Below are 20,314 nucleotides of genomic sequence, written 5' to 3' on the forward strand. Positions count from 1 at the left end.
TTCCCTTTAAACGCTAAAAGGCATTTTCATGCTGATCTCTGTTGTGCTGTCTGGCGGGGCGGGTACCCGCCTCTGGCCCGTCTCTCGCGAGGGTTATCCCAAGCCATTCATGAAGCTGCCGGATGGCGAAAGCCTGCTGCTAAAAACTTATCGGCGTGCGGCGGCCGTGGGCGCCAACGACATTCTCACAGTCACCAATCGCGACTACTACTTTATGAGCAAGGATGAGTTGGCGCAGACGCAGCTTGATGTGTCTACCCAATTCCTGCTTGAGCCCGCTGGCCGTAATACGGCACCCGCCGTGGCGATGGCCGCGCATTTCGTGGCAGACCGTTACGGTCCCGACGCCCTCATGCTGGTGCTGCCTGCTGATCATCTCGTGCGGGACCAGGCTAGTTTTGCAGTTGCGGTATCTCGCGCCCGGACATTGGCCGAACAAGGCAAACTGGTCACGTTCGGCATCATTCCTACCGGGCCAGAAACCGGTTTTGGTTATATCGAAACTGGCGCCGACGTAGGCGATGGTAAGCAGGTAGTGCGTTTTGTAGAAAAGCCCTCGCTGGACAAGGCTCGAGAATATGTAGACTCGGGGCGTTTTGTCTGGAATTCCGGGATGTTTTGCTTTAAGGCGGGCGTCATTCTCAATGAACTCGCGCAGCATGCCACCGATGTTGACCTCGCGACGCGTGCTTGCTGGGCTGACATATGTGGGGCTCGCGGGCACGACTCCTCGACGACCGAGATTCCCGCCAAAACATTTACCAAAGTGCCGGACATTTCCATCGACTACGCGGTGATGGAGCGATCATCTAACGTGGCCGTTGTTCCTGGCGATTTTGGTTGGAGCGATATCGGCTCATGGCTTGCGGTACGCGATTTGACTGCACCAGACGAAGATGAAAATCGCGCGACCTGCGACGCAATGTTTATTGATAGTCATAATGTTTACGTGCAGGGAAAGGATCGTTTGATTGCTGCCGTAGGTGTACAGGACTTGCTGGTTATCGATACTCCCGACGCGGTGCTGCTCGCGCATCCTGATCGGGCGCAAGAAGTTAAACAAGTCGTAAATCGGCTGAAGTCCGAAGGTCACGATGCTTACCGGCTTCATCGTACGGTAACGCGCCCATGGGGCACTTATACCGTCCTCGAAGAGGGGCCTCGTTTCAAGATCAAGCGTATCGTGGTCAGGCCGGGTGCCAGCTTGAGTTTACAGATGCACCACCATCGGAGTGAACACTGGATCGTTGTCAGCGGTATGGCTCGGGTCATTAACGGTGACGGAGAGTTCTTTGTACGTCCGAATGAGTCCACGTACATTCCGGCCGGCTGCAAACATCGCTTGGAAAACCCGGGAGTGCTCGACCTGGTGATGATCGAAGTGCAGAGTGGCGACTATTTGGGCGAGGACGACATCGTACGTTTTTCAGTCTACGACATGGCGTAGGGCGAAGATTACGGGGGCCGCCGCCACTTCATCAATAGCGAAAGCGATCAGAAAGAAAATATAGAACGGATTATGAATCAGACGTTGGCCAGTTCGATATCCATCGTACTAAATATTCACCGTGAAGGTGACCTGTTACCGATTACTTTAGCCTCGTTAGATGCCGCAGTCGCCGATGTGCAGGCGCGAGGCGTCCATGTTGAAATTATCGCCGTGCTAGACAATGCCGACGAGATAACCCGTCGCGCCATGACGCAGTATCCACTCAGGCGTTATGACGCGCATAAAGTGATTGAGGTGTCGAACGGATCGCTTGGGCTATCCCGAAATGATGGCATCGCATTGGCGCGAGGAGACTACATCTTCCTCGCGGATGCAGACGATCTGATATCGACTAATTATTTCTCAGCCACTCTGATTGAAGCAGCGGAATCATCAGAAAAAACGATCTTTTTTCCCGAGTTTCTTTTCGCCTTCGGAGATAACTATCACATTACGCATTACTCGGATCTCGATCGCGTTGGGATTCTTGCGTTTTTGAAGCATCATCCGTACATATCCCGCGTGTGCGCACATCGCTCACTGTTCGATCAGGTGAAATTTTCCGATTCTCGGCTGTCTCAAGGCCATGCATATGAGGACTGGCATTTCAACTGTGAAGCGGTGGCTGCCGGTTATGACGTTAAAACCGTAAAGGGCACCATTTTATTTTATCGCCAGCGAGCGGGAAGTTTATTGCGTAGTGCTGATGCGTTGTCGTCACGCCAAATTGCGCCATCGAAATTGTTCGAGCCGGCGCGTTTTATTCAGCTACATCGGGAGTGGGAGGCTCGTCACGGTCGTGTTGCCGTTAGCGATATGTCTGCCTCTGAACTACGTGATGACACCCTCAAGCGTAGTGATATTCAGGCGGAATTCGAGCTTGCGGGAAGATTAGAGCCGGAGATCACCCTTGCGAAGTTTAAGGGTGTTCCTTTCTGGTTCAATCACCAGAACGGTACTGCTGCCGGGCAGGTATACCTAGACGCAGCAACAATTATCGACGGTTGCAATTTTAGTGACGTATTCTTCTTCCCTTTTTTATCGAAGGGGGGAGCAGAAAAATATGTTTTACAGGTAATAAGGGCGATCGTTCAGTTAAACCCTCGTGCAGAGATTTTGCTTATCTGTGGCGAAAACTATAACGGAGTGTCCGCGGAGGGGGATCTGCCGGTAAATGTGACGGTGCTTAACCTGCCTGTACTCGACCCCTATCTTTCGATGGATGATCGATGTCTGGTCGCCTTGAAAGCGATCGAACGGCTGGCTCCTACGGCGCGTTTGCATTTCCTGAGTTCGGTCTTTGGGGTTACGTTGGTTCAACGGTATTCCCAATTACTCAAGCCGTATCGGTGTTTTTTCTATCGATTCAACAATGTAGAAAAAGTAAAGGATGGGCGCCTCGTAGTAACCTATTCGCCGCTCGATTTTATCAAGACCTATATCGATATATTCGAGGGGATTATTTGTGACAGCACGGTAATGCGGGACCGCGATTTAGCGGTCGTCCCACAATACGCACACAAATGGCATGTTCTCCATGCACACGTACCATTAATCAGCAGGGGCTCAAGGAATACGGGTACGCATGCTACGGTGCGTGTCCTGTGGGCATCACGATTCGATGAACAAAAGCGGCCCGAATTGCTTCCCTTGATTGCTGCAGAACTGCGCAATCGGTCGTTAGATATCCAGATCGATGCGTTCGGCTTCTCCGTGTTCACGGAGGCGTCACAACCAGACCAGAGTCTTGAGCCTGAGTTGACGTATCGTGGGCCATTCCATGGCTTTTTCAACCTGCCGCTGGAAAGCTACGATGTATTCCTGTACACGAGCTGGAATGACGGCGTCCCAAATGTCATTCTCGAGGCCGGTGCGGCTGGCTTGCCGATTATTGCCCCAGATGTCGGCGGCATTTCGGAAGTCATTGTTAACGGTGAAACAGGCATATTACTGTCCTCACTAGAAAACGATCAGGACATGGCCACATCGTATGTGAATGCGCTACAGCAGATGGTCGAAGAACCAGCCCTTGCGCCACGCTTGACGGCTGGTCTTACTTCGTTGCTGCAGGCTACCTATGGACAGAATAGTCACGAAGAGGGTGTGCAGCGAATCTTCGGTTTGAATCGAACCACAAACGATGCGGGCACGCTCAGCCAATACTATTTAGTACGTGGATCAGCGCTAAGACGCCAATACGTTTTGGAGAAAAGCTTCCTGGCGAAACAACGAGAGCCACATTTTGTATCGGCGGCGGGCGAGTATTCACGTGCTCATGCGCTAGCGGAGCGTTACATCCGTTTTGCACAAGGCGATTCGTTAGGCGCCAAGATACTCGCGTTCGCAAAGCAGTTGGTTCGTCCGATTTGGCGTCGCCTACGTCGATAGCGCGAGCATGTCCTTGTCAAATGGCAGGATCATCGGGCACATCCTCCGACGCTACAATAGCGGCCTGGAACGCCGCCTCCGCAGCGTAACTTTTAGCGGAGTTCCAACACGTTTTTCTAGAATCCATTGAATGGCTAATATAAATACTGCATTAGACGACCTCGTCGCAGCCTATCGACGTAGAGAGCTGGCCGGAATGCTCGGTTGGCAAGACGTCAAACAACGCTATCGTCGATCAAAAATCGGTCCGTTTTGGCTGACCATCAGCATGGGTGTGACCGTAGCCACGATCGGTATTGTTTTTGGAAGCATCTTCGGCTCTCCAATGCAGGAGTACCTGCCTTTTCTAGCATGCGGGTTAATCCTGTGGGGATTTATCTCCTCAACACTGACCGACGGATGCCATGGTTTTATCGGCGCTGATGCTGTCATTAAGCAGTTACCCATCCCGCTCGCGACTCATATTTGTAGGGTGATGTGGCGCAATATTATTATGCTCGGCCACAATATCGTCATCCTTCCTGTCGTATTCCTGGTGTTCCTGAAACCTCCCAGCTGGTCGATATTTTTAGTCGTACCTGGCTTGCTTTTGCTGTTCGCCAATTTGGCTTGGGTATGCCTGGTGCTTGCAACCTTTTGCGCCCGTTACCGCGATATTCCGCAAATCATCTCCAGTGTTCTGCAGGTTTGCTTTTACGTCACGCCTATCATGTGGATGCCAAGTCAGATGAAGCATCCGACCGCAGCTGCGTTCATGGAGCTAAATCCGATCTTTCACTTGCTTGAGATCGTACGTGCACCGATATTGGGGACGCTGCCTACGCTCACAAACTGGGGTGTCGCGTTGGGCCTCGCTTGCGTGGGATGGATTGCCACGCTTGCGTTCTTCGGCCGCTATAAACACCGCATTGCATACTGGCTCTAGGGAAATAAATCGGTTATGGCATTTATTCATATGAAGTCGGTATCTATCGACTTTCCTGTTTATAACGTAAGTGGACGTTCCCTGAAGAAAAGGCTATTACAGGTTGCAACCGGTGGCCAACTCGGCGCTGGCAAAGATGGTAATAGCGTTGTCGTAAGAGCCTTGGACAACCTGAACTTCAGGATAGACGACGGCGAGCGTGTCGCCTTGCTGGGACATAATGGTGCCGGTAAAAGTACGATGCTTCGACTGTTGAGTGGCGTCTATCACCCATCTTCAGGCGTGTATGAACGCGAGGGCCAGATTGGGTCTTTAATCGATATCTCTTTCGGCATCGACCCCGAAGCAAGCGGCCGGGAAAATATCTATCTTCGCGGCGCATTGCTAGGCATCGATAAAGCCGAATTAGAGTCGCAGGTGGACGCGATTATTGAATTTTCGCAGCTGGGTGACTTTATAGACATCCCGACGCGGACCTACTCGTCGGGCATGCATCTGAGACTAGCCTTCGCCGTATCCACTATCATCCGTCCGCAAATACTGCTGATGGATGAATGGCTTTCTGTCGGCGATGAAGGCTTCAAATACAGTGCCGAAAAACGTCTGACTGATCTGGTCGAGTCGACAAACATTCTCGTGATTGCCAGTCATTCGAAAGAGCTGGTCTCCCGCGTTTGTACGCGTGGTTTATGGATGGAGCATGGAAAAGTACGGATGGATGGGCCCATTGACGAAGTCGTCAGTGCTTACTTTGGGTAAGTGCCCGCAAGCCGGATCCAGAATCGCAGCCATGAGTTGGGGCAAGCCATGAGCCTTAAGCACCTAGGTATTTTCAATCAGTATGGCCTAAGCGCCCATCTCACACGCACCCCGGAAGCGCAAGTTGCTGACCCCACGACTGTACTAGTCGGCGAGCTCGCTACTGCAGCACTGCTGCGTCATTTAAACGATGCGCACATTCGTTGCGCCTATCTGATAGGCAGATGGGATGTCTGTGAAGCAGACGGTATTGCGCAACGGCAAATCGTCAACAATATCGATGACTTCAGTGACTGGTATCTGCGTCTTGATACCTGGGCATGGGCGCCGCAGTCGATTACGGAGTTGCCCGGGACAACAGTCGCGTTTGGCTCCCAAGTGGTAGGGCGTGACGGCACACAAGATTCCACGCCAGCACAGTCCGACGCTGCGGTATTAACCTGGCCTCTGTTGCTCGATATGAGCGATCCTCGGCCAATGCTGAGATTTTTGAAGAAATTCGCATTAGAAGGCAATGCCTGCTGGATAATCGATCAAGATCGTTGGAGCTCCCTCCCAGCGGGTCAGAACGCGCAGCTGTGGTTGGAACAACATGGGTTCTCCGTGCAGACAAGCCCTCTCGATGAGGGATATACACTGTATCGCTGTACCATCAGCACGGATGGCTACGCCAACTACCTTCGAACGTTAGGCGTTGACGCCGATATGATCAACGTCAAGAAGTTGTTGATCACAACGGAAGACGCGGATGTACATCCCACGGGTGGAATTGGTACATACATAAAAAATGTGCGGGCCTTAAATCCCAATTCGGGCACGCTACTGTGCCATTTGCACGCCCCGCAAGCGCAAATGCCTGCCCGTACGGTGAGCCCACAACTGTTCGTCGAAAACATAACGGAAGAGTCGTATTTCGAAGGGCTGGGTTTGGTGGATACTGCCCAGGCATTGCTATGCCTGTTTCCTGGCCTGGAAGCATTCGAATTTCAAGACTATCGTTCAATCGGCTATCGGCTCGTGCAGAGCAAATGCACTGGTCGACTACCGCGCTGGTTGCATCTCGCTGTGATCCTGCATGGATCGGTCGATTACGTTAAATTTGGTATAGGTGATGAGACTGCTGTCAACTATGGCATCCATGAACTGAAGTACGGCATCAAGGACGCCTATATTTTTCAGCACGTTGATGAGTGCATCGCACCCTCCAGATATTTGGCGCAGCGGTTGTTGTCCGAGGAGTTTGGGTATCAGCTCCATAATCCGCGATATGTGCGCCTGCCATTTGACCTTAAGTTACTGCCGGCTAACGCGAATCGGGACTTTCAACACGTCAAGCGGCTTATCTACATCGGTAAATACAATCGACTGAAAGGCTGGGAAGATTTTCTGCAGGCGATCGAGCGGCTCGCCTCAACTGGCAAGCTCGCGAACATCACCGAAATTGTTTCGCTCGCTCCCACCGCACCATCTCGCGAACAACGTTCTCGCATCGAAAAGATTTCGCCCTATCGGCCTCTGCACTTAACGCATACCGAGTTACTGCAATTCCTGGCCGAGCATCGCCATGACTCTTTGGTAGTCATTCCATCCCGGGGCGAAAATTATCCCTTCGTCATCTTAGAGCAACTGCTCCTTGGTACGTTTTTTGTCGCCTATGACGCGGGTGGCGCACCGGAAGTTGTTGGTGTACCTGAATTTGTAAAGACCTTCTTCTGTGCACCCAATGCGTCTGCGCTTAGCAAGAAAATAGCGGAAATGTTGGCCAGTGCGCCGGCACAGTATGCGCCAACGATTATCGAATCGAACGTGAGGGCGTTGCGCCGTCAGGAAGAAATTAATCAGCACTGGTCATGCTCATCGGCACGGCTACCCGAGTCTGAACAGCCCGCTACCGCATCGACCGCTTATGACATCGCGGTCGAGAATGCGGGTAGGGCCCTTCCTCCGGTTGCGGTCGCGATCCCCGTCTACAACACGTCCCTGACGTTCGTGGCGGAGTTGTTCGAAAGCCTCTTGCATTCAAAACTGAAGCCTTCAAGAGTCCTGATCGTCGATGACGGCAGCGAATCAGACTACCACGAGGCATTGCGCCAGCTGGCGCACGAGAAGCTGGATCGTTCGATTCCTTGGAAGCTGCACGCTCAGGAAAATGTTGGCCTCGCTGGTGCTCGCAATGCGGCGTTGAAACTCTTGGACGAGCCGTTCATTTTCTTCCTGGACAGCGATGATTGCTTGCTCCCGCATACGCTGCAGGATGCTTTGTTCGCGCTGTTATTGGATAAACAGCGCGTTGCGGCAACGGGTTTTGCCGTTTATCTGAGAGCGTCCGAGCCAATGGTGTCTGGAGATACGTTAAAGAAAGCCGATTTCTGGATGCCATTAGGGACAGAAAAGGCGCGAGCGCTGGCGCTATTTGAAAATCAGTTTTTGACGGCAAATGCGATGGTGCGCGCGGATGTCTACCGCGACGTAGGAGGATGGGACGCTCGCGATCGTTCTATGTGGGAAGATTGGGCGCTCTATACCCGATTGGCTTGGTCAGGTTACGAGTTTTCGCTGATCCCTTCGCCGGGTTATCTTTATCGCACCTCGGCTGGCAGTATGTCCAAAACCTATAGTCGTTATGGTGGACGGCGCCGGTTGATAAGAAATCTGCCATTTGCTACGCCTCTTGATGCGAATGTTATTTATAGCTTGGTAAATGGCGCGGGCAGCGAACGATCCTTGCTTAAAGGGCCGGCTTTATCCGAACGTGAGGCGGAACTTATTCTGTTTATCCGCTCGTTGCTACATAAGCCGAGACTGCGAGCAACCATATTGAAGCTTTACAACTTCTACTCGCGAATCAGGCGGAAAGGGTGATGTGCACGGCCGCTACAAATGCTGGCGGGTCTGCAACAGCATTCTCGCTATTAATGGCCGTATACGCAGGTGATCGCGCCTGCGATCTTATTGCGGCACTAAATAGCGTAGCCCGATCGTCACTTTTACCGGATCAGATAGTCCTCGTCCAAGATGGTCCAGTCGGGCCCGGCCTGATCGCCGCCATCTCGCAATTCCAACACACTCTAAATATAGAGCGCGTTGTTTTGCCCGAGAATCGCGGACTTGGACCGGCACTGCAAACGGGGCTCTTAAGATGTACCAATGCGCTGGTTGCGCGCTTCGATTCAGACGACATTCTCGTCCCGTCGCGCTTTCATGACCAGGTATCGTACTTCAAAGCGCACCCAACAACCTCGGTATTAGGCGGGTGGATTGCCGAATTCGACAGCAATCCGGACGACATTCTGACGATTAGACAAGTGCCGCTCACCACCGCGGCAATTGTAAAGTACGCAAAAAAACGAAACCCGATGAATCACATGACGGTGATGTTTCGGAAAGAAGATGTCCTGGCGTCAGGAGGATATCGAGATGACCCTGGTTTTGAGGACTACTCTCTCTGGGCACGAATGCTGCAGAAAGGTTTTGTCTTTGCCAATGTTTCAAAAGTCACAGTGTTGGCGAGAACCGGAACGTCGATGATCCGTAGGCGTGGCGGGTGGCGCTATGTTCGCTTAGAATTTCTGCTCCAGGCGACACTCTATCGGGCAGGGATTGTTGGTCCGATAGGCGTGCTTCGAAATCTTATGTTGCGTATTCCCGCCAGATTGGTTCCGGCCAAGGTTAGATCATTTATATATAAGCACGCACTTCGTCGCAAAATAGAGAGTTTACATGAATAAACGATTGTTGGTTACAGGCGGGGCGGGCTACATTGGTACGCATACGCTGGTAGAACTGATTGAAAATGGATTTTCGCCTGTCGTTCTCGACAATTTTTCCAACAGTTGTCCGGAGAGTATCAGGCGTGTTGAGGAAATTACCGGCTCAAAAATAGAGGTCTTTGAGGGCGACATATGTTCTTCTAGCGACCTTGCAGCAGTATTTGATCATGCCAAGGCCACGGGGGAAATTTTTGACGCAGTGATTCACTTCGCCGGGCTCAAAGCTGTCGGTGAATCCGTCGCGCAGCCTCTGCGGTATTACGAGACGAATGTGGGCGGCACCCTTGCGCTGCTCAAGGCGATGGACACGTATGGTGTTCGCAACATCGTGTTCAGTTCCTCCGCGACTGTATATGGGGTACCGATCCGCCTTCCCTATGACGAGGGGCATCCCATTTCGCCTACCAATCCCTACGGTTGGACGAAAGCCATATCCGAACGAGTTTTAGAAGATTGGGCGAATACCGGCGAAGGCCGAAGCGCAGTGTGCTTACGTTACTTCAATCCCATTGGTGCCCATCCCAGTGGGCGGATCGGTGAAGATCCCCGAGATACGCCCAATAACTTGTTCCCCTTCATCACGCAGGTTGCAGTAGGAAAACGACCTTTCTTGTCGGTTTTCGGGAATGATTACGACACGGTGGACGGTACAGGCGTGCGTGATTATGTCCATGTCGTCGATCTGGCTTGTGGTCACGTCAAGGCGGTTGAGTTTGGGTTTACGAGTGAGGGATTCTCAGCATTCAATCTGGGCACAGGAAAGGGAACCAGTGTATTGGAGCTAAAGCACGCATTTGAACAGGCGACACAAGCTGCAGTTCGCCATGAGTTTAAAGCGCGAAGACCCGGCGACATTGCTGCGGCTTTTGCTTCGGTGCAGCTTGCAGAGCAATCGCTCGGCTGGCGGGCCAAAAAGTCGATCGATGACATGTGTATCGACGGGTGGCGCTGGCAGTCAAGCAATCCTGATGGCTATACCGCCTTCGCAGAATCTGCGGATCAGAGAAACACATGATCGTATAAGCGTTCATGTGCTGAGCATGTTGAGTCATTCCGATGAGCAATTCTGCATCGGAATGACCTGTCCGTTACTTCGTATCCATCAAGCGTTAATCCGTGGTGGTAGGGCACATTGGAATTAATAGCATAGTTTCAGCAAAGCATCATCCCGGGTCCAAATATCTGCAAAGCGAGAGTTTTTCTTATAAGTGTTATCGTGGAGCTCGCAGGGTATTCCCATCAAAAGTGCCAGAATATGTGCATGCAATCTGTCAGTCACGACAACCGATGCCTGGCTAAACAACTTCACGGCGCGCAAGAAGTGGCGCAGGGATTCCAGGTCACGATAGTCGTCTATTAGATGACCTAGCCCATTCGACAGGATTGCTGCATCACATTCCATGTCGCTCAGCACGCCTTTTATTTTTGATTCATCAACCCAGTCGATTACCGTAGCATCGTTGGGAATATGCTCAAAGCCTACCGTTGACTCACGGTCTCTACGGATAAGATAAAGTGGTTTGGCGCGTGCAGCAGAGAAATATCCAAGCAGTCTGGGAAAGTAAGGTTGCAAGGCAAATGCAGAGTCAATGCCTAATAATATAGTAGAGTGATCAAGAAGTGATCGGCCCACCGCGTAACTTTGCGCATCCCGCGTGAATAATGTAATGTTTTCATGCGTCGCCAGCGCTCTATGCGAGGCGCTTTGATTTTCGTCAGAACTATAAAAAATAGACTGAGGTAGGAAGATAATCGTATTAGCAGGGTAAGCGTTCGCGATATCTTCTCTAAATTTCTGATGATGAGGATAGAGGTCACCAAAATTACCGCCACCTTGACAGAGGATTACCAAATTATCCTGATTCAACATGGATAAGTCGACATCACTGTACGACGATTGGTAAATGATGTCTGTCCCGATGAAGTCCTTCAAAATAACCTTTTGGCCGAGCCAAATTAGATGATCCCCGACGTTAGCGTACGAAGGCCAATCGAGTAGGACGCACGGTCTGCCAGCAATGAGATTGGATAGCGCCTGAGCAAGCTGACTTACAGCGTTGCTGGCGCTTGAACACGTTCTATTTGAAGAAAAATCCATATTACCTAATTTCGACGCGCGATATACTGCACAGCAGAGTTAAACGGATTTTCCGAGTTTGCGTAGAATATAACGCTTTAACGCAGCAACGAAACGCCTAGGGCTCACAAAATTCAGGACGGTGTGCTCGACGCTGCTCAGTCTTGCTTCGATCGAAGTGGCTCGTTCAACCAGATGCGCATGCGATGAAGAAATGTCGTCCATTCTTGGGTCGAAATTTAAATCCTGGGCTTTTTTTACTGACCCTTCTATGGCTTCGATACGGTCAACGATCGCATCGAGTTGACTTTGAAATCTATTAAGATAATTCAAGGATCCGTAGAAATCATTCAACCTGATTTCGATTTCACTAATACGGTTTTTCGCTATGTGTGGAGCGTCAGGCATTTCTCTGAAATCTGCAAGTTGCTGCTCCACAGTTTCTATGCGATTAGTGATCTGTCGAATCGATGCGGTGGTCAAGGTCAACGAAGTACGAATCGTTTCGAGCTCTCGCAAAATATCCTGTGTGGCGAGGGAGGGCGTGCTGTCGACAGGCATATCCTGAAGTTGGATGTCATTGATTGAGCTTATGATGCTGGCTACCAGACGCTCCAACGAGACAAGGCGCATGTCTATAGTGTTGCGTCCGAGATCCACCGCCTCGTTGTGGCCGTTGTCCGACTGCTCGCTTGTGCTCGGGCTTGTGTAGTTCGACATTTACTTTCAGTCCAAATCTGATTCAATAAGGCGCTTACGCGATTGCGATCACGTCGTGTCGCTGAGTCAATGATTTTTTGCCTCAGCAACCTTTAGCGTGACGCTGTCTGAGCGGTATAGCCAGCCTACGCTATCCAACCAGAAATCGATTTCTAGGATGTACGTTCCTGCAGGCATATCTACGTCGAGATTTGCATACTGAAATGCGCATTCGTCAATGTCATTGATCATCGAAGTCAAAGATTCGTGAGTGCGCTCCAGATTTTCCCCGGTTGAATGTCGTTTAACTTTGACGCCCAGAGCTATCCGGTGCTTCGCATTTATCACGCCGATCTTGGTTGGGGGGGATGCTCTCGTAATTACGGGGATGGTGAGTTGATCGCCGACGCACGCTTCAATGTGCTTATTTGGGGTCGGAATCTCGATTGAAAGGGACTTGATGTCCACCAAGGTATCAAGATTGAATTCCGTCACAGGCCACTTGGGCGGGCTCGCGTCGGGTTTTTCATTTAGGAAATGAACCTTGCCCCGGTTAGAAAATAATGCATTAACACTTTCAGTGCTGCTCGGCCCACGTACTGAAATTGTGCTGCCCTCTCCGAAGCTGGCGCTGACATACGAGGGATTAGGCAAAACCCCGGCACGCGAAAGAAATTCCTCTAACGTCGAAGAACGAGTATGAATCGCTTCCCCCTGTGTCAGCAGATGGAACCCGACCGGGGAGTTGAAATAATGATCGATATTCCATTTTTGGCCCAGTAGCCGCCAACCCTCTTGACGGTTTCGTTGGCTGGCATACTGGTTATCGTGCGGATGATGATGATACGCGATCAAACTAGGCAGATATGCCACTCTGACGTCTGTGTTGAACTTTAAGTTCAGATAGAAATCTTCGTGTTCGCCATTACAAATGAATCGTTCATCCCAACGGGCGCCACGAGCAAAAATATTTGTCCGCATGACTGCCCAATTCATGACCGCATCGCAGTGAAAATAAGGCTGAGCACCTGTTCCAAGTTTTATGGGATAAATATCGTCGATCGCTATGCTGATCAGCGTTTTGCTACGGTCGTCAAGAGTAAATAATCTTTCCCATCGCCTTACGAAAAACTTCGAAAAATCAAGGTCGCCGTAGATGTCGTACAAGCATCCACCCAGAATGTCGACTGAGTTCGTGCTGTCCAATATGCGCAACGGCGCTGAAAGGTTGAGTTCTGGGCCCATAATGAAATCGTCGTCTGCAAGAAGGATATAGTCCGTCTCGACTAGAGCGACAGCAGCATTGCGCGCGCGCGATACACCCGCGTTCGATGGTAGCGTTACTGACCGGACATTATTGGACGCGTAGAATTTTTTAAGTGGGCTTTCACCGTCGTACTGCTCGGCAACGATAATGGGCATTTCCGGGTGCAGTAAACGGATACTCTTTATCAGGCGTTGCACACAGTGGGGACGAGATACCGTTGCAAAACATAGCGTGATTTTTTTGGCGAGGTCCTGCATTTTATCGTCCGATTACCATGTTTCGCATGCCAAGCGCGTATCCGAGATTCGATGCCAGTTCGCAGCTGTGCTCCACTGAAGGCGAATTTGCCGGGTCTAAGATCGACTCCCAGTCCTGCACGGAGGACGGAAGTTTCACGTTCTGATAATACTCAGGTTTCCGTCCCTGTTTGACATCGTGGTCTGCGCAAACCGACGCTGTAATGCCTTGCCAAAACGATCTACGCATAAACCACTCGACTGTCGTACGATTGGCGGGAATAAAATGTTCGACCAATATGTTTGGATCAAAATAGGCCGTGTAGCCATCTGCGAAAATTTGATCATTCACATAATTTTCGCCTGACAATAAAATATCGCCCTTTCTACCCAGCGACTCCGGGAACCCCGAATATTTTTTTATTACTTCGGTTCGATAGCAGCAATTTACCTCGCACACCCATTCGCTGGCACGCATTAGCCGTGGAACGGTGTCCCATCCTAGCCTCGCAGACAGTGGTCGGAGCAAAGGGTCCGTCAGCCAAGCTGGTCGCTGCTGTTCCCAAATAGGAATGATTTCTCCGGCGAGTACAGCTACGTTCGCTGGAAGTTCTTCGAAACGAGCGAGCATTTTTTCAACCCAGTCGGGTTGGGGAATCGCATCATCATCTGTAAATGCGGCAAGTGGCGTATTGGTCAGTTCTAGCCCGGTATTTCTCGCTCTAGCCAGCCCCAGCCTTGATTCTAGGTGGTAACGGAAGTTTGAAAAGTTCTTGCAGTATTCATTTGCAATTGTTGCAGTTTCGTCAGCGCTGGCGTTATCAATGATTAGGACGTCGAATTTTTTTTGGTCTGCGGTTTGTGCCGCTAGACTGTCTAAGCACTTTTTAAGAAGGGCTTGACGGTTATGGGTACAAAGGATTACAGTAACTGTTAGCGAATTTTTCTGTGTCATAAGTCAGTAGATCGGCGCGTGAGGTCTGCATCCACGGAAGGTTCGTGCGCCCATCGAGCGGATGCCAATAAGGTTTATACGCTGGGCTGGTCCCGGAATGGAGAGCCTGGCGTGGGTCAGGGGGTGGGTGCGCGAGTCATCAGCGCCTACAGTAGAAAGCGATGGCGCTGGCGGCCGCAGCCGGCTAAAGCTGCGTATGGTCGTTTTTCATAGTATCTACGCTCCGGTTATGAATGACGCCGTGTCGGTTCGCGTAACTGAACAAAGTTGCGCGGGGCTAAGGGCCGACGCGGATGCGTTCCACATTCAATTCCTGGCCGACTCTATATCGATCTCGACCAGCATCTTCGGGCCGAGCGCCGATCCAACCCTGTCCCAGCGCATACGCCCAGGCGTTGGCGGCGACAATCAGCAGAAAAAGCACGCGCATAGGGCTCGCTCACAGGGATAGAGAGTCGGGGCGGGACGCGATCTGCGCCAGACCGTCGAGGACGGGCCGGTCCAGATAGCAGGGGGTGGCTACTGGATCTATCGTACCACCTGCCTGCGCCAGCAGGCGTTGCGTTTCGTGTTCAACCTCGGGCCAACCGCCGCCTGCGACATAGAGCGCAGCAGGCCGTCCATAGCGTTGGCAGGCTGCCAGCCACTGCCGCACGACCGCGCCCGCTTGTGCTGCGGCGATGCCGGAGGCAATGGCTTGGTGCGTATCGGTAGGAAACTCGGTGATTGACCCATCGGCCAAGGGCAAATTGGCGGTGCCGCGAGCGAGCGAACTGCGCATCAAAGCCGGGCCAGGCAGAATCAAGCCGCCGATAAAAGTGTCATCAGGCCCCACTGTGTCGATAGTCGTAGCCGTGCCGAACGACGCCAGCACGAACGGAGCATGTCGAGCCGCCAATCGGCTACGCACCCCCAGCAGTGATACCAGGCGGTCGGCACCGAGCTGTGTGGGCTGGGTGTATCCATTTTTCAAATGCAGCAGTTGCGCGGCCGAGGTGACCCAAGTCACGGGACAGTTGTGGCGCGCCAGCGCTTCGCGAATGCCGGCTCCTCGTTCCTCACCCGCAACATTGACGCCCAAGGCCGAGACCGGTTTATGGGTCAGTGTGCCGAGCCAGTCTCCCAGAGCGTGCGGGTCGAGATTATCAAAAGCGATGGCGGCGGGCTCGCGAGAGCCCGGGGCGGCCGTCGCGCTGGTGAGATGCGATGCGTCGCCTGGCGGTACGGTGCTGCCAGCCATGGATGCGCATTGAGCTTCGTCCGAGGCGCCAGTCTCTGTGGACGGGCGCAGCCACCCGACCTTCAGACGGCTGTTGCCTGAGTCGATCAGCAGGATCATGGTGCTTGTTCCGTGGTGCGTGGACGAATGGAGATTTCGCCTACCGATACGGAGACGAGCCCCTGAGGGGCCTGCACCAGGAGCCGGCCATGTTCGTCCAGGCCTTGCGCCGTGCCGCTGAACAGGACAGCGCCTTGGTCGATGACATTGACTTCGCGGCCAGCCAGGGCGTCGATGGCGCTGAATCGCGGGCGAAAGGCGTCAAATCCATCGGTTGCCAATTCCTGGACAGCCTGGCGCCAGGCGTTTGCCGAGGCGCATACGATATCGGCCACGCTGACGGCGAAACTGCCTGTTTGCTGCATGATGGTTGTCCAGTCAGCAACGGAACGGCCAAGGCTCTGCGATAACCGATCCCCATCCTTCAAATTCAATCCCATGCCGATGACGATCGTGTACGTCTCCGGCCTCACCAGGTTACGCGTCGATTCCACCAGAATACCGGCTAATTTCGCGTCATGCCATTGCAAATCGTTAGGCCACTTGACTCGCAGGGCGTTGGGTTCAATTCGATCGGAGCGATCGTCAGCGACAGTCACCAAGCCGCGCAGCGCTTCTCCCGCGGCCAGACCGGCCAGGGGCGAGAGCGACGGCAACTGCACCGTCGGCAGCTGCACAGGAAAGGCGCAAGAGAACATCAAGGTCGCGCCTGCGCGATTCTGCCAAGGGCGTCCCGCGCGGCCCCGGCCCGCATCCTGTTGATGCGCGCCGAGCAACATAGGGCCGCTACAGTGGCGCGCCTGCGCGAGCAGATCGGCGTTGGTCGAGCCAGTGTTGGCCGTCCAGGCGATATTCTCAAAGCCGTCCAACCGCGCGGACAGCTCGCGGGCCAGCGCGTCGGGCGCGGGCAATTCAGGTGGGCGGGCGTCGATAAGCATGGCGGCGATTGTAGGGCATGCGCAAGGGCCTTCGAAGACTTCGCGAGAGGTTGTTAACATGCAGGCTGCTTGTTTTTACTGCATACGCTCATGTCCGCTCGCACCGAAATCCAAGGCTTTGCCGGCCAAGCCGGTCGTATTGATTGCGCCATCGACTGGCCGGCGGACACGCCGCGCGGCTGGGCACTGGTGCTGCATCCCCATCCTTTGCAAGGCGGCGCGCGCGATAACAAGGTCGTGACCACGATCTCGCGCGCTTGCGTGCAACATGGCCTGGTGGCCGTGCGGCCTAATTTCCGCGGTGTGGGCGCCTCCGAAGGCGAGTTCGACCGCGCACGGGGTGAAACCCAAGACATGCTCGCGCTGGTCGAACAGATCCGCGCACAGTATCCGGAGTGGGCCAACGCCGCGTGGGCGCTGGCCGGCTTTTCGTTTGGCACCGCTGTGGCCGCGCGCACCTATGCCGGCCTGGCGGACGCGGGTGATACCGCGCTGCCGTCGGCGCTGATGCTGATGGGCGCGGCCGTTCAACGCTTTCAGGACAGCGAGGTCGCCGTGCCCGCCGATACGCTGATGGTGCATGGCGAACAAGACGAAGTCGTGCCGCTTTCCGAAACGCTGGATTGGGCGCGCCCGCGCGATGTGCCCGTGGTCGTCGTGCCCGGCGCTTCGCATTTCTTCCATGGCAAATTACTGGTGCTGCGCGCGCTCGTTCAGGCGCGCTTGAAGGTTGCGCTGGATTGATGGGTGTGGCGTTCCTATTTGCTCCACGCGGAACGTTTGCGTTCGCGCGTGGTCTTATCGCCTGCCTATAATGATGCAGCTCTCTACGAGGCCGTGCGCTGGCCGACCCGCCTGGGCTGCCCCAGCAGCCCAGTGAACCGTATCCGGCCCGCCCGTATGGGCTGCTTTTGATTGTGGACCCTATTTGCTGATGAAACTCACTCGCTCCTTCTCGCTTTCCCCTGCGTGTTCCCGCCGTGTACTGGCCGGCGCTTTGTCGGCTGTATTAATGGCGTCCACGCCCGTGTGGGCGCAGCAGCAATCGGCGGCGCCCGCTGCCGCGACCAGCACGGCCGCCTCGGCCGTCTTGCCGCAGCTGGCGGAACTCTCATCGGTGCCGGCGCCGACCATCGCCGCCCGCGCGTGGATCACCATCGACGTCAACAGCGGCCAGGTGCTCGCCGCGAACAACGCCGATATGCAGATCGAGCCGGCGTCGCTGACCAAGATCATGACGGCCTATGTGGTGTTCAATGCCCTGAAGGAAAAGCGCATCACGCTGGATCAGCAGGTGCCCGTGTCCGAGCAGGCGTGGCGCACGGGAGGCTCGCGCATGTTCATCGAGCCGCGCAAGCCCGTGACCGTCAATGAACTGATCCAGGGCGTCATCGTGCAATCGGGTAACGACGCCTCGGTCGCGCTGGCCGAGGCCGTTGGCGGAACCGAGGAATCGTTCGCCACGCTGATGAATCAGGAAGCCGAACGCCTGGGGATGACCAGGACGCATTTCAAGAACGCCACCGGTCTGCCCGACCCCCAGCACGTAACCACCGTGCGGGATCTGGCCAAGCTTGCCGTGGCCTTGATCGACGATCATCCCGACTATTTCCACTACTACAAGCAGAAAGAGTTCTCCTATAACAAGATCACGCAACCGAATCGCAATCGCTTGTTGTGGGCAGATCCTTCAGTCGATGGCATGAAGACCGGGCATACCGATGCCGCCGGTTATTGCCTCGTCTCCACCGCGATGCGCGGTGACCGACGCGTGTTGAGCGTCCTGGCGGGCGCTGATAGCGAGGCCACCCGCGCCGAGGAAAGCCTGAAGCTGCTGAACTGGAGCTTCCAGAATTTCGATTCGGTGAAGCTTTACGATCAAAGCCAGCCCGGCCTGGAAGCGCGCGTCTGGGAAGGCGCCGTCGAAACCGTGAAACTGGGCCCGCCCGCGCCGATCTGGGTAGCCGTCCCGCGTGGCAAGGCAGCCGAAATCAAACCCGTCGCGCAGCGCACCGACCCGCTGGTCGCCCCGCTGGCCAAGGGTCAGGACGTGGGCACTTTGAACGTCACGCTCGACGCCAAGGTCCTGCGCACCGCGCCGTTGGTCGTGCAGGAGTCGGTCGAGCGCGCTGGCTTCTTCGGCCGTATGATCGATCTGGTCAAACGGCAGTTCCAATAGGATATTTTGAAATGGCGGACAGGGACATTGCGCATCGCATTGCCGCGGTGCCTGTCTGCCCACGTCGCAGGCACAGCGAAAAAGGCGCTCAGAACGCGCCCGTGCTGTGCCTGATTGCTATCTAGCACTCTCTACAGCTTACTCAGGAGTTATCCCATGATCCCCGGCATGCCAGGTGAAAGCCAGGTCTATCTGAACGGTGAATTCACCAGGGCGGACGAGGCCAAAATCTCGGTACTGGATCGCGGCTTTATCTTTGGCGACGGTATTTACGAGGTCGTGCCGGTCTACAACGGCAAACCGTTTCGTATGACCGAACACCTGAACCGCCTGGACCGCAGTCTGAAGGCCTTGAGCATCCCGCAGCCCAAGTCGCGCGCGCAATGGGAAGCGTTGGTCGATGAACTCAGCCGCCGCTCGGGGCTTTCCGATTGCCTGGTCTATCTGCAGGTCACGCGAGGTGTTTACAAGCGCGACCATGCATTTCCGAAAACCGCGATCGAGCCCACCGTATTCGGTATGGCCACCGAGTTCAAACGCCCCGGCAGCCAGGTGCGCGAGCACGGCATGCGCACCATCAGCATCGTCGATGAACGTTGGTTGCACTGCGAAATCAAATCCACTTCCTTGCTAGGCAATGTGCTGGCGCGGCAGCGTGCCGTCGAAGCGGGCGTTGATGAAGTCGTGCAATTTCGCGATGGTTTTCTCACCGAGGGCTCGTCGAGCAATATCTGGGTCGTGTCGGGCGGCAAGCTGATGGCCCCGCCAAAGAACAACCTGATCCTGGAAGGCGTGCGCTATGGCTTTATGGCCGAGCTCGCCGAGGAAATCGGTATTCCGTTCGAGTCGCGTCGCATTACGCAGGACGAGGTTGTGCAGGCCGATGAACTCCTGTTGACCTCCGCGAGCAAAGAAGTCCTGCCGATCGTGGAAATGGATGGCCGCGCGATTGGCGCGGGTGTTCCGGGTCCGATTTATGCCAAATTGCGGGCGGCGTATGATGCCCGTATTGCGGCGTTATAAACCGGTAACGCCTTTGGCCTACGGTAGATTGCTATGAAGACGATTGCACCCGAAGACTCTCTGATCGAATACCCCTCGGACTTTCCCATCAAGGTGATGGGCAAACATCATCCGGAACTTGCCCAGATCCTCACCGAGGTCGTGCTGCAGTTCGATCCGGAATTCGATCCGGCGACCGTTGAGATGCGGCCGAGCAAGGGCGGCAACTATCTCGGCTTGACGTTCACCGTGAGGGCGACCTCGCGTGAACAGCTCGACGCGCTATATCGCGCGCTGCATGGCCACGACATGGTGTCGATCGTTCTCTAAAAGCCGGCGGTTTGTTAGCAA

General features: G+C 54.1%; 17 protein-coding genes. 11 read left to right on the plus strand and 6 right to left on the minus strand.

Annotated elements, in window-relative coordinates; genetic code table 11:
* Positions 1-28 precede the first annotated feature (28 nt).
* The 7 genes from GOQ25_RS07480 (at position 29) to galE (ending at position 10,346) form a co-directional block, all read left to right on the plus strand.
* Complete coding sequence (locus GOQ25_RS07480) at positions 29-1,447, plus strand: mannose-1-phosphate guanylyltransferase/mannose-6-phosphate isomerase (protein ID WP_160349836.1); 1,419 nt, start codon at positions 29-31, stop codon at positions 1,445-1,447.
* A 72-nt stretch (positions 1,448-1,519) separates the two neighbouring features.
* The gene (locus GOQ25_RS07485) at positions 1,520-3,877 is read left to right on the plus strand and encodes a glycosyltransferase (protein ID WP_160349837.1); all 2,358 of its coding nucleotides are present in this window, start codon (positions 1,520-1,522) and stop codon (positions 3,875-3,877) included.
* A 130-nt stretch (positions 3,878-4,007) separates the two neighbouring features.
* Positions 4,008-4,802, plus strand: a complete 795-nt coding sequence (locus GOQ25_RS07490) for an ABC transporter permease (RefSeq protein ID WP_160349838.1) — start codon at positions 4,008-4,010, stop codon at positions 4,800-4,802.
* A 15-nt stretch (positions 4,803-4,817) separates the two neighbouring features.
* Positions 4,818-5,561: an ABC transporter ATP-binding protein gene (locus tag GOQ25_RS07495; protein ID WP_160349839.1), complete on the plus strand. Its 744-nt coding sequence runs from the start codon at positions 4,818-4,820 to the stop codon at positions 5,559-5,561.
* Between the two features lie 48 nt (positions 5,562-5,609).
* Positions 5,610-8,423, plus strand: coding sequence for a glycosyltransferase (locus tag GOQ25_RS07500; protein WP_160349840.1), 2,814 nt, complete (start codon positions 5,610-5,612; stop codon positions 8,421-8,423).
* Entirely contained in the window at positions 8,423-9,289 is an 867-nt protein-coding gene (locus tag GOQ25_RS07505) for a glycosyltransferase (protein WP_160349841.1), read from the plus strand. The genes GOQ25_RS07500 and GOQ25_RS07505 overlap by 1 nt, the downstream gene beginning before the upstream one ends.
* Positions 9,282-10,346 carry a UDP-glucose 4-epimerase GalE gene (gene galE / locus GOQ25_RS07510; protein ID WP_160349842.1) on the plus strand — a complete coding sequence of 355 codons (1,065 nt, stop codon included), beginning with the start codon at positions 9,282-9,284 and terminating at the stop codon, positions 10,344-10,346. Before GOQ25_RS07505 ends, galE begins: the two co-directional genes overlap by 8 nt.
* A 123-nt stretch (positions 10,347-10,469) precedes the next feature.
* Here the strand turns inward: galE and GOQ25_RS07515 are convergent, their stop codons facing one another.
* The 6 genes from GOQ25_RS07515 to GOQ25_RS07540 all read right to left on the minus strand — a co-directional run bounded on the left by GOQ25_RS07515 (position 10,470) and on the right by GOQ25_RS07540 (position 16,782).
* Complete coding sequence (locus GOQ25_RS07515; RefSeq protein ID WP_160349843.1) at positions 10,470-11,429, minus strand: polysaccharide pyruvyl transferase family protein; 960 nt, start codon at positions 11,427-11,429, stop codon at positions 10,470-10,472.
* Positions 11,430-11,468: 39 nt separating this feature from the next.
* A complete protein-coding gene (locus GOQ25_RS07520) occupies positions 11,469-12,128 on the minus strand; it encodes a hypothetical protein (protein ID WP_160349844.1) in 660 nt (219 codons plus the stop codon).
* A 66-nt stretch (positions 12,129-12,194) separates the two neighbouring features.
* On the minus strand, positions 12,195-13,631 hold the full coding sequence (locus GOQ25_RS07525; RefSeq protein WP_160349845.1) for a glycosyltransferase family 2 protein: 1,437 nt from the start codon (positions 13,629-13,631) through the stop codon (positions 12,195-12,197).
* Position 13,632: 1 nt separating this feature from the next.
* Positions 13,633-14,565, minus strand: coding sequence for a glycosyltransferase family 2 protein (locus GOQ25_RS07530; protein WP_160349846.1), 933 nt, complete (start codon positions 14,563-14,565; stop codon positions 13,633-13,635).
* Positions 14,566-15,004: 439 nt separating this feature from the next.
* Positions 15,005-15,904, minus strand: a complete 900-nt coding sequence (locus tag GOQ25_RS07535; RefSeq protein ID WP_160349847.1) for a type III pantothenate kinase — start codon at positions 15,902-15,904, stop codon at positions 15,005-15,007.
* A complete protein-coding gene (locus GOQ25_RS07540) occupies positions 15,901-16,782 on the minus strand; it encodes a biotin--[acetyl-CoA-carboxylase] ligase (protein WP_160349979.1) in 882 nt (293 codons plus the stop codon). Before GOQ25_RS07540 ends, GOQ25_RS07535 begins: the two co-directional genes overlap by 4 nt.
* A gap of 90 nt (positions 16,783-16,872) precedes the next feature.
* On the opposite strand from GOQ25_RS07540, the gene GOQ25_RS07545 reads away from it, so the two are divergent.
* The 4 genes from GOQ25_RS07545 (at position 16,873) to GOQ25_RS07560 (ending at position 20,293) form a co-directional block, all read left to right on the plus strand.
* A complete protein-coding gene (locus GOQ25_RS07545) occupies positions 16,873-17,526 on the plus strand; it encodes an alpha/beta hydrolase (protein ID WP_160349848.1) in 654 nt (217 codons plus the stop codon).
* 190 nt (positions 17,527-17,716) lie between these two features.
* On the plus strand, positions 17,717-18,961 hold the full coding sequence (locus GOQ25_RS07550; RefSeq protein WP_160349849.1) for a D-alanyl-D-alanine carboxypeptidase family protein: 1,245 nt from the start codon (positions 17,717-17,719) through the stop codon (positions 18,959-18,961).
* Positions 18,962-19,117: 156 nt separating this feature from the next.
* Positions 19,118-19,984 (plus strand): D-amino acid aminotransferase, encoded by an 867-nt coding sequence (locus GOQ25_RS07555; protein ID WP_160349850.1) that lies wholly within the window; start codon positions 19,118-19,120, stop codon positions 19,982-19,984.
* A gap of 33 nt (positions 19,985-20,017) precedes the next feature.
* Positions 20,018-20,293, plus strand: coding sequence for a DUF493 family protein (locus GOQ25_RS07560; protein WP_160349851.1), 276 nt, complete (start codon positions 20,018-20,020; stop codon positions 20,291-20,293).
* The last annotated feature ends 21 nt before the right edge of the window (positions 20,294-20,314 follow it).

The sequence above is a fragment of the Bordetella sp. 15P40C-2 genome (genome assembly GCF_009763235.1).
In the GTDB taxonomy this organism is placed as follows: Bacteria; Pseudomonadota; Gammaproteobacteria; order Burkholderiales; family Burkholderiaceae_B; genus Bordetella_A.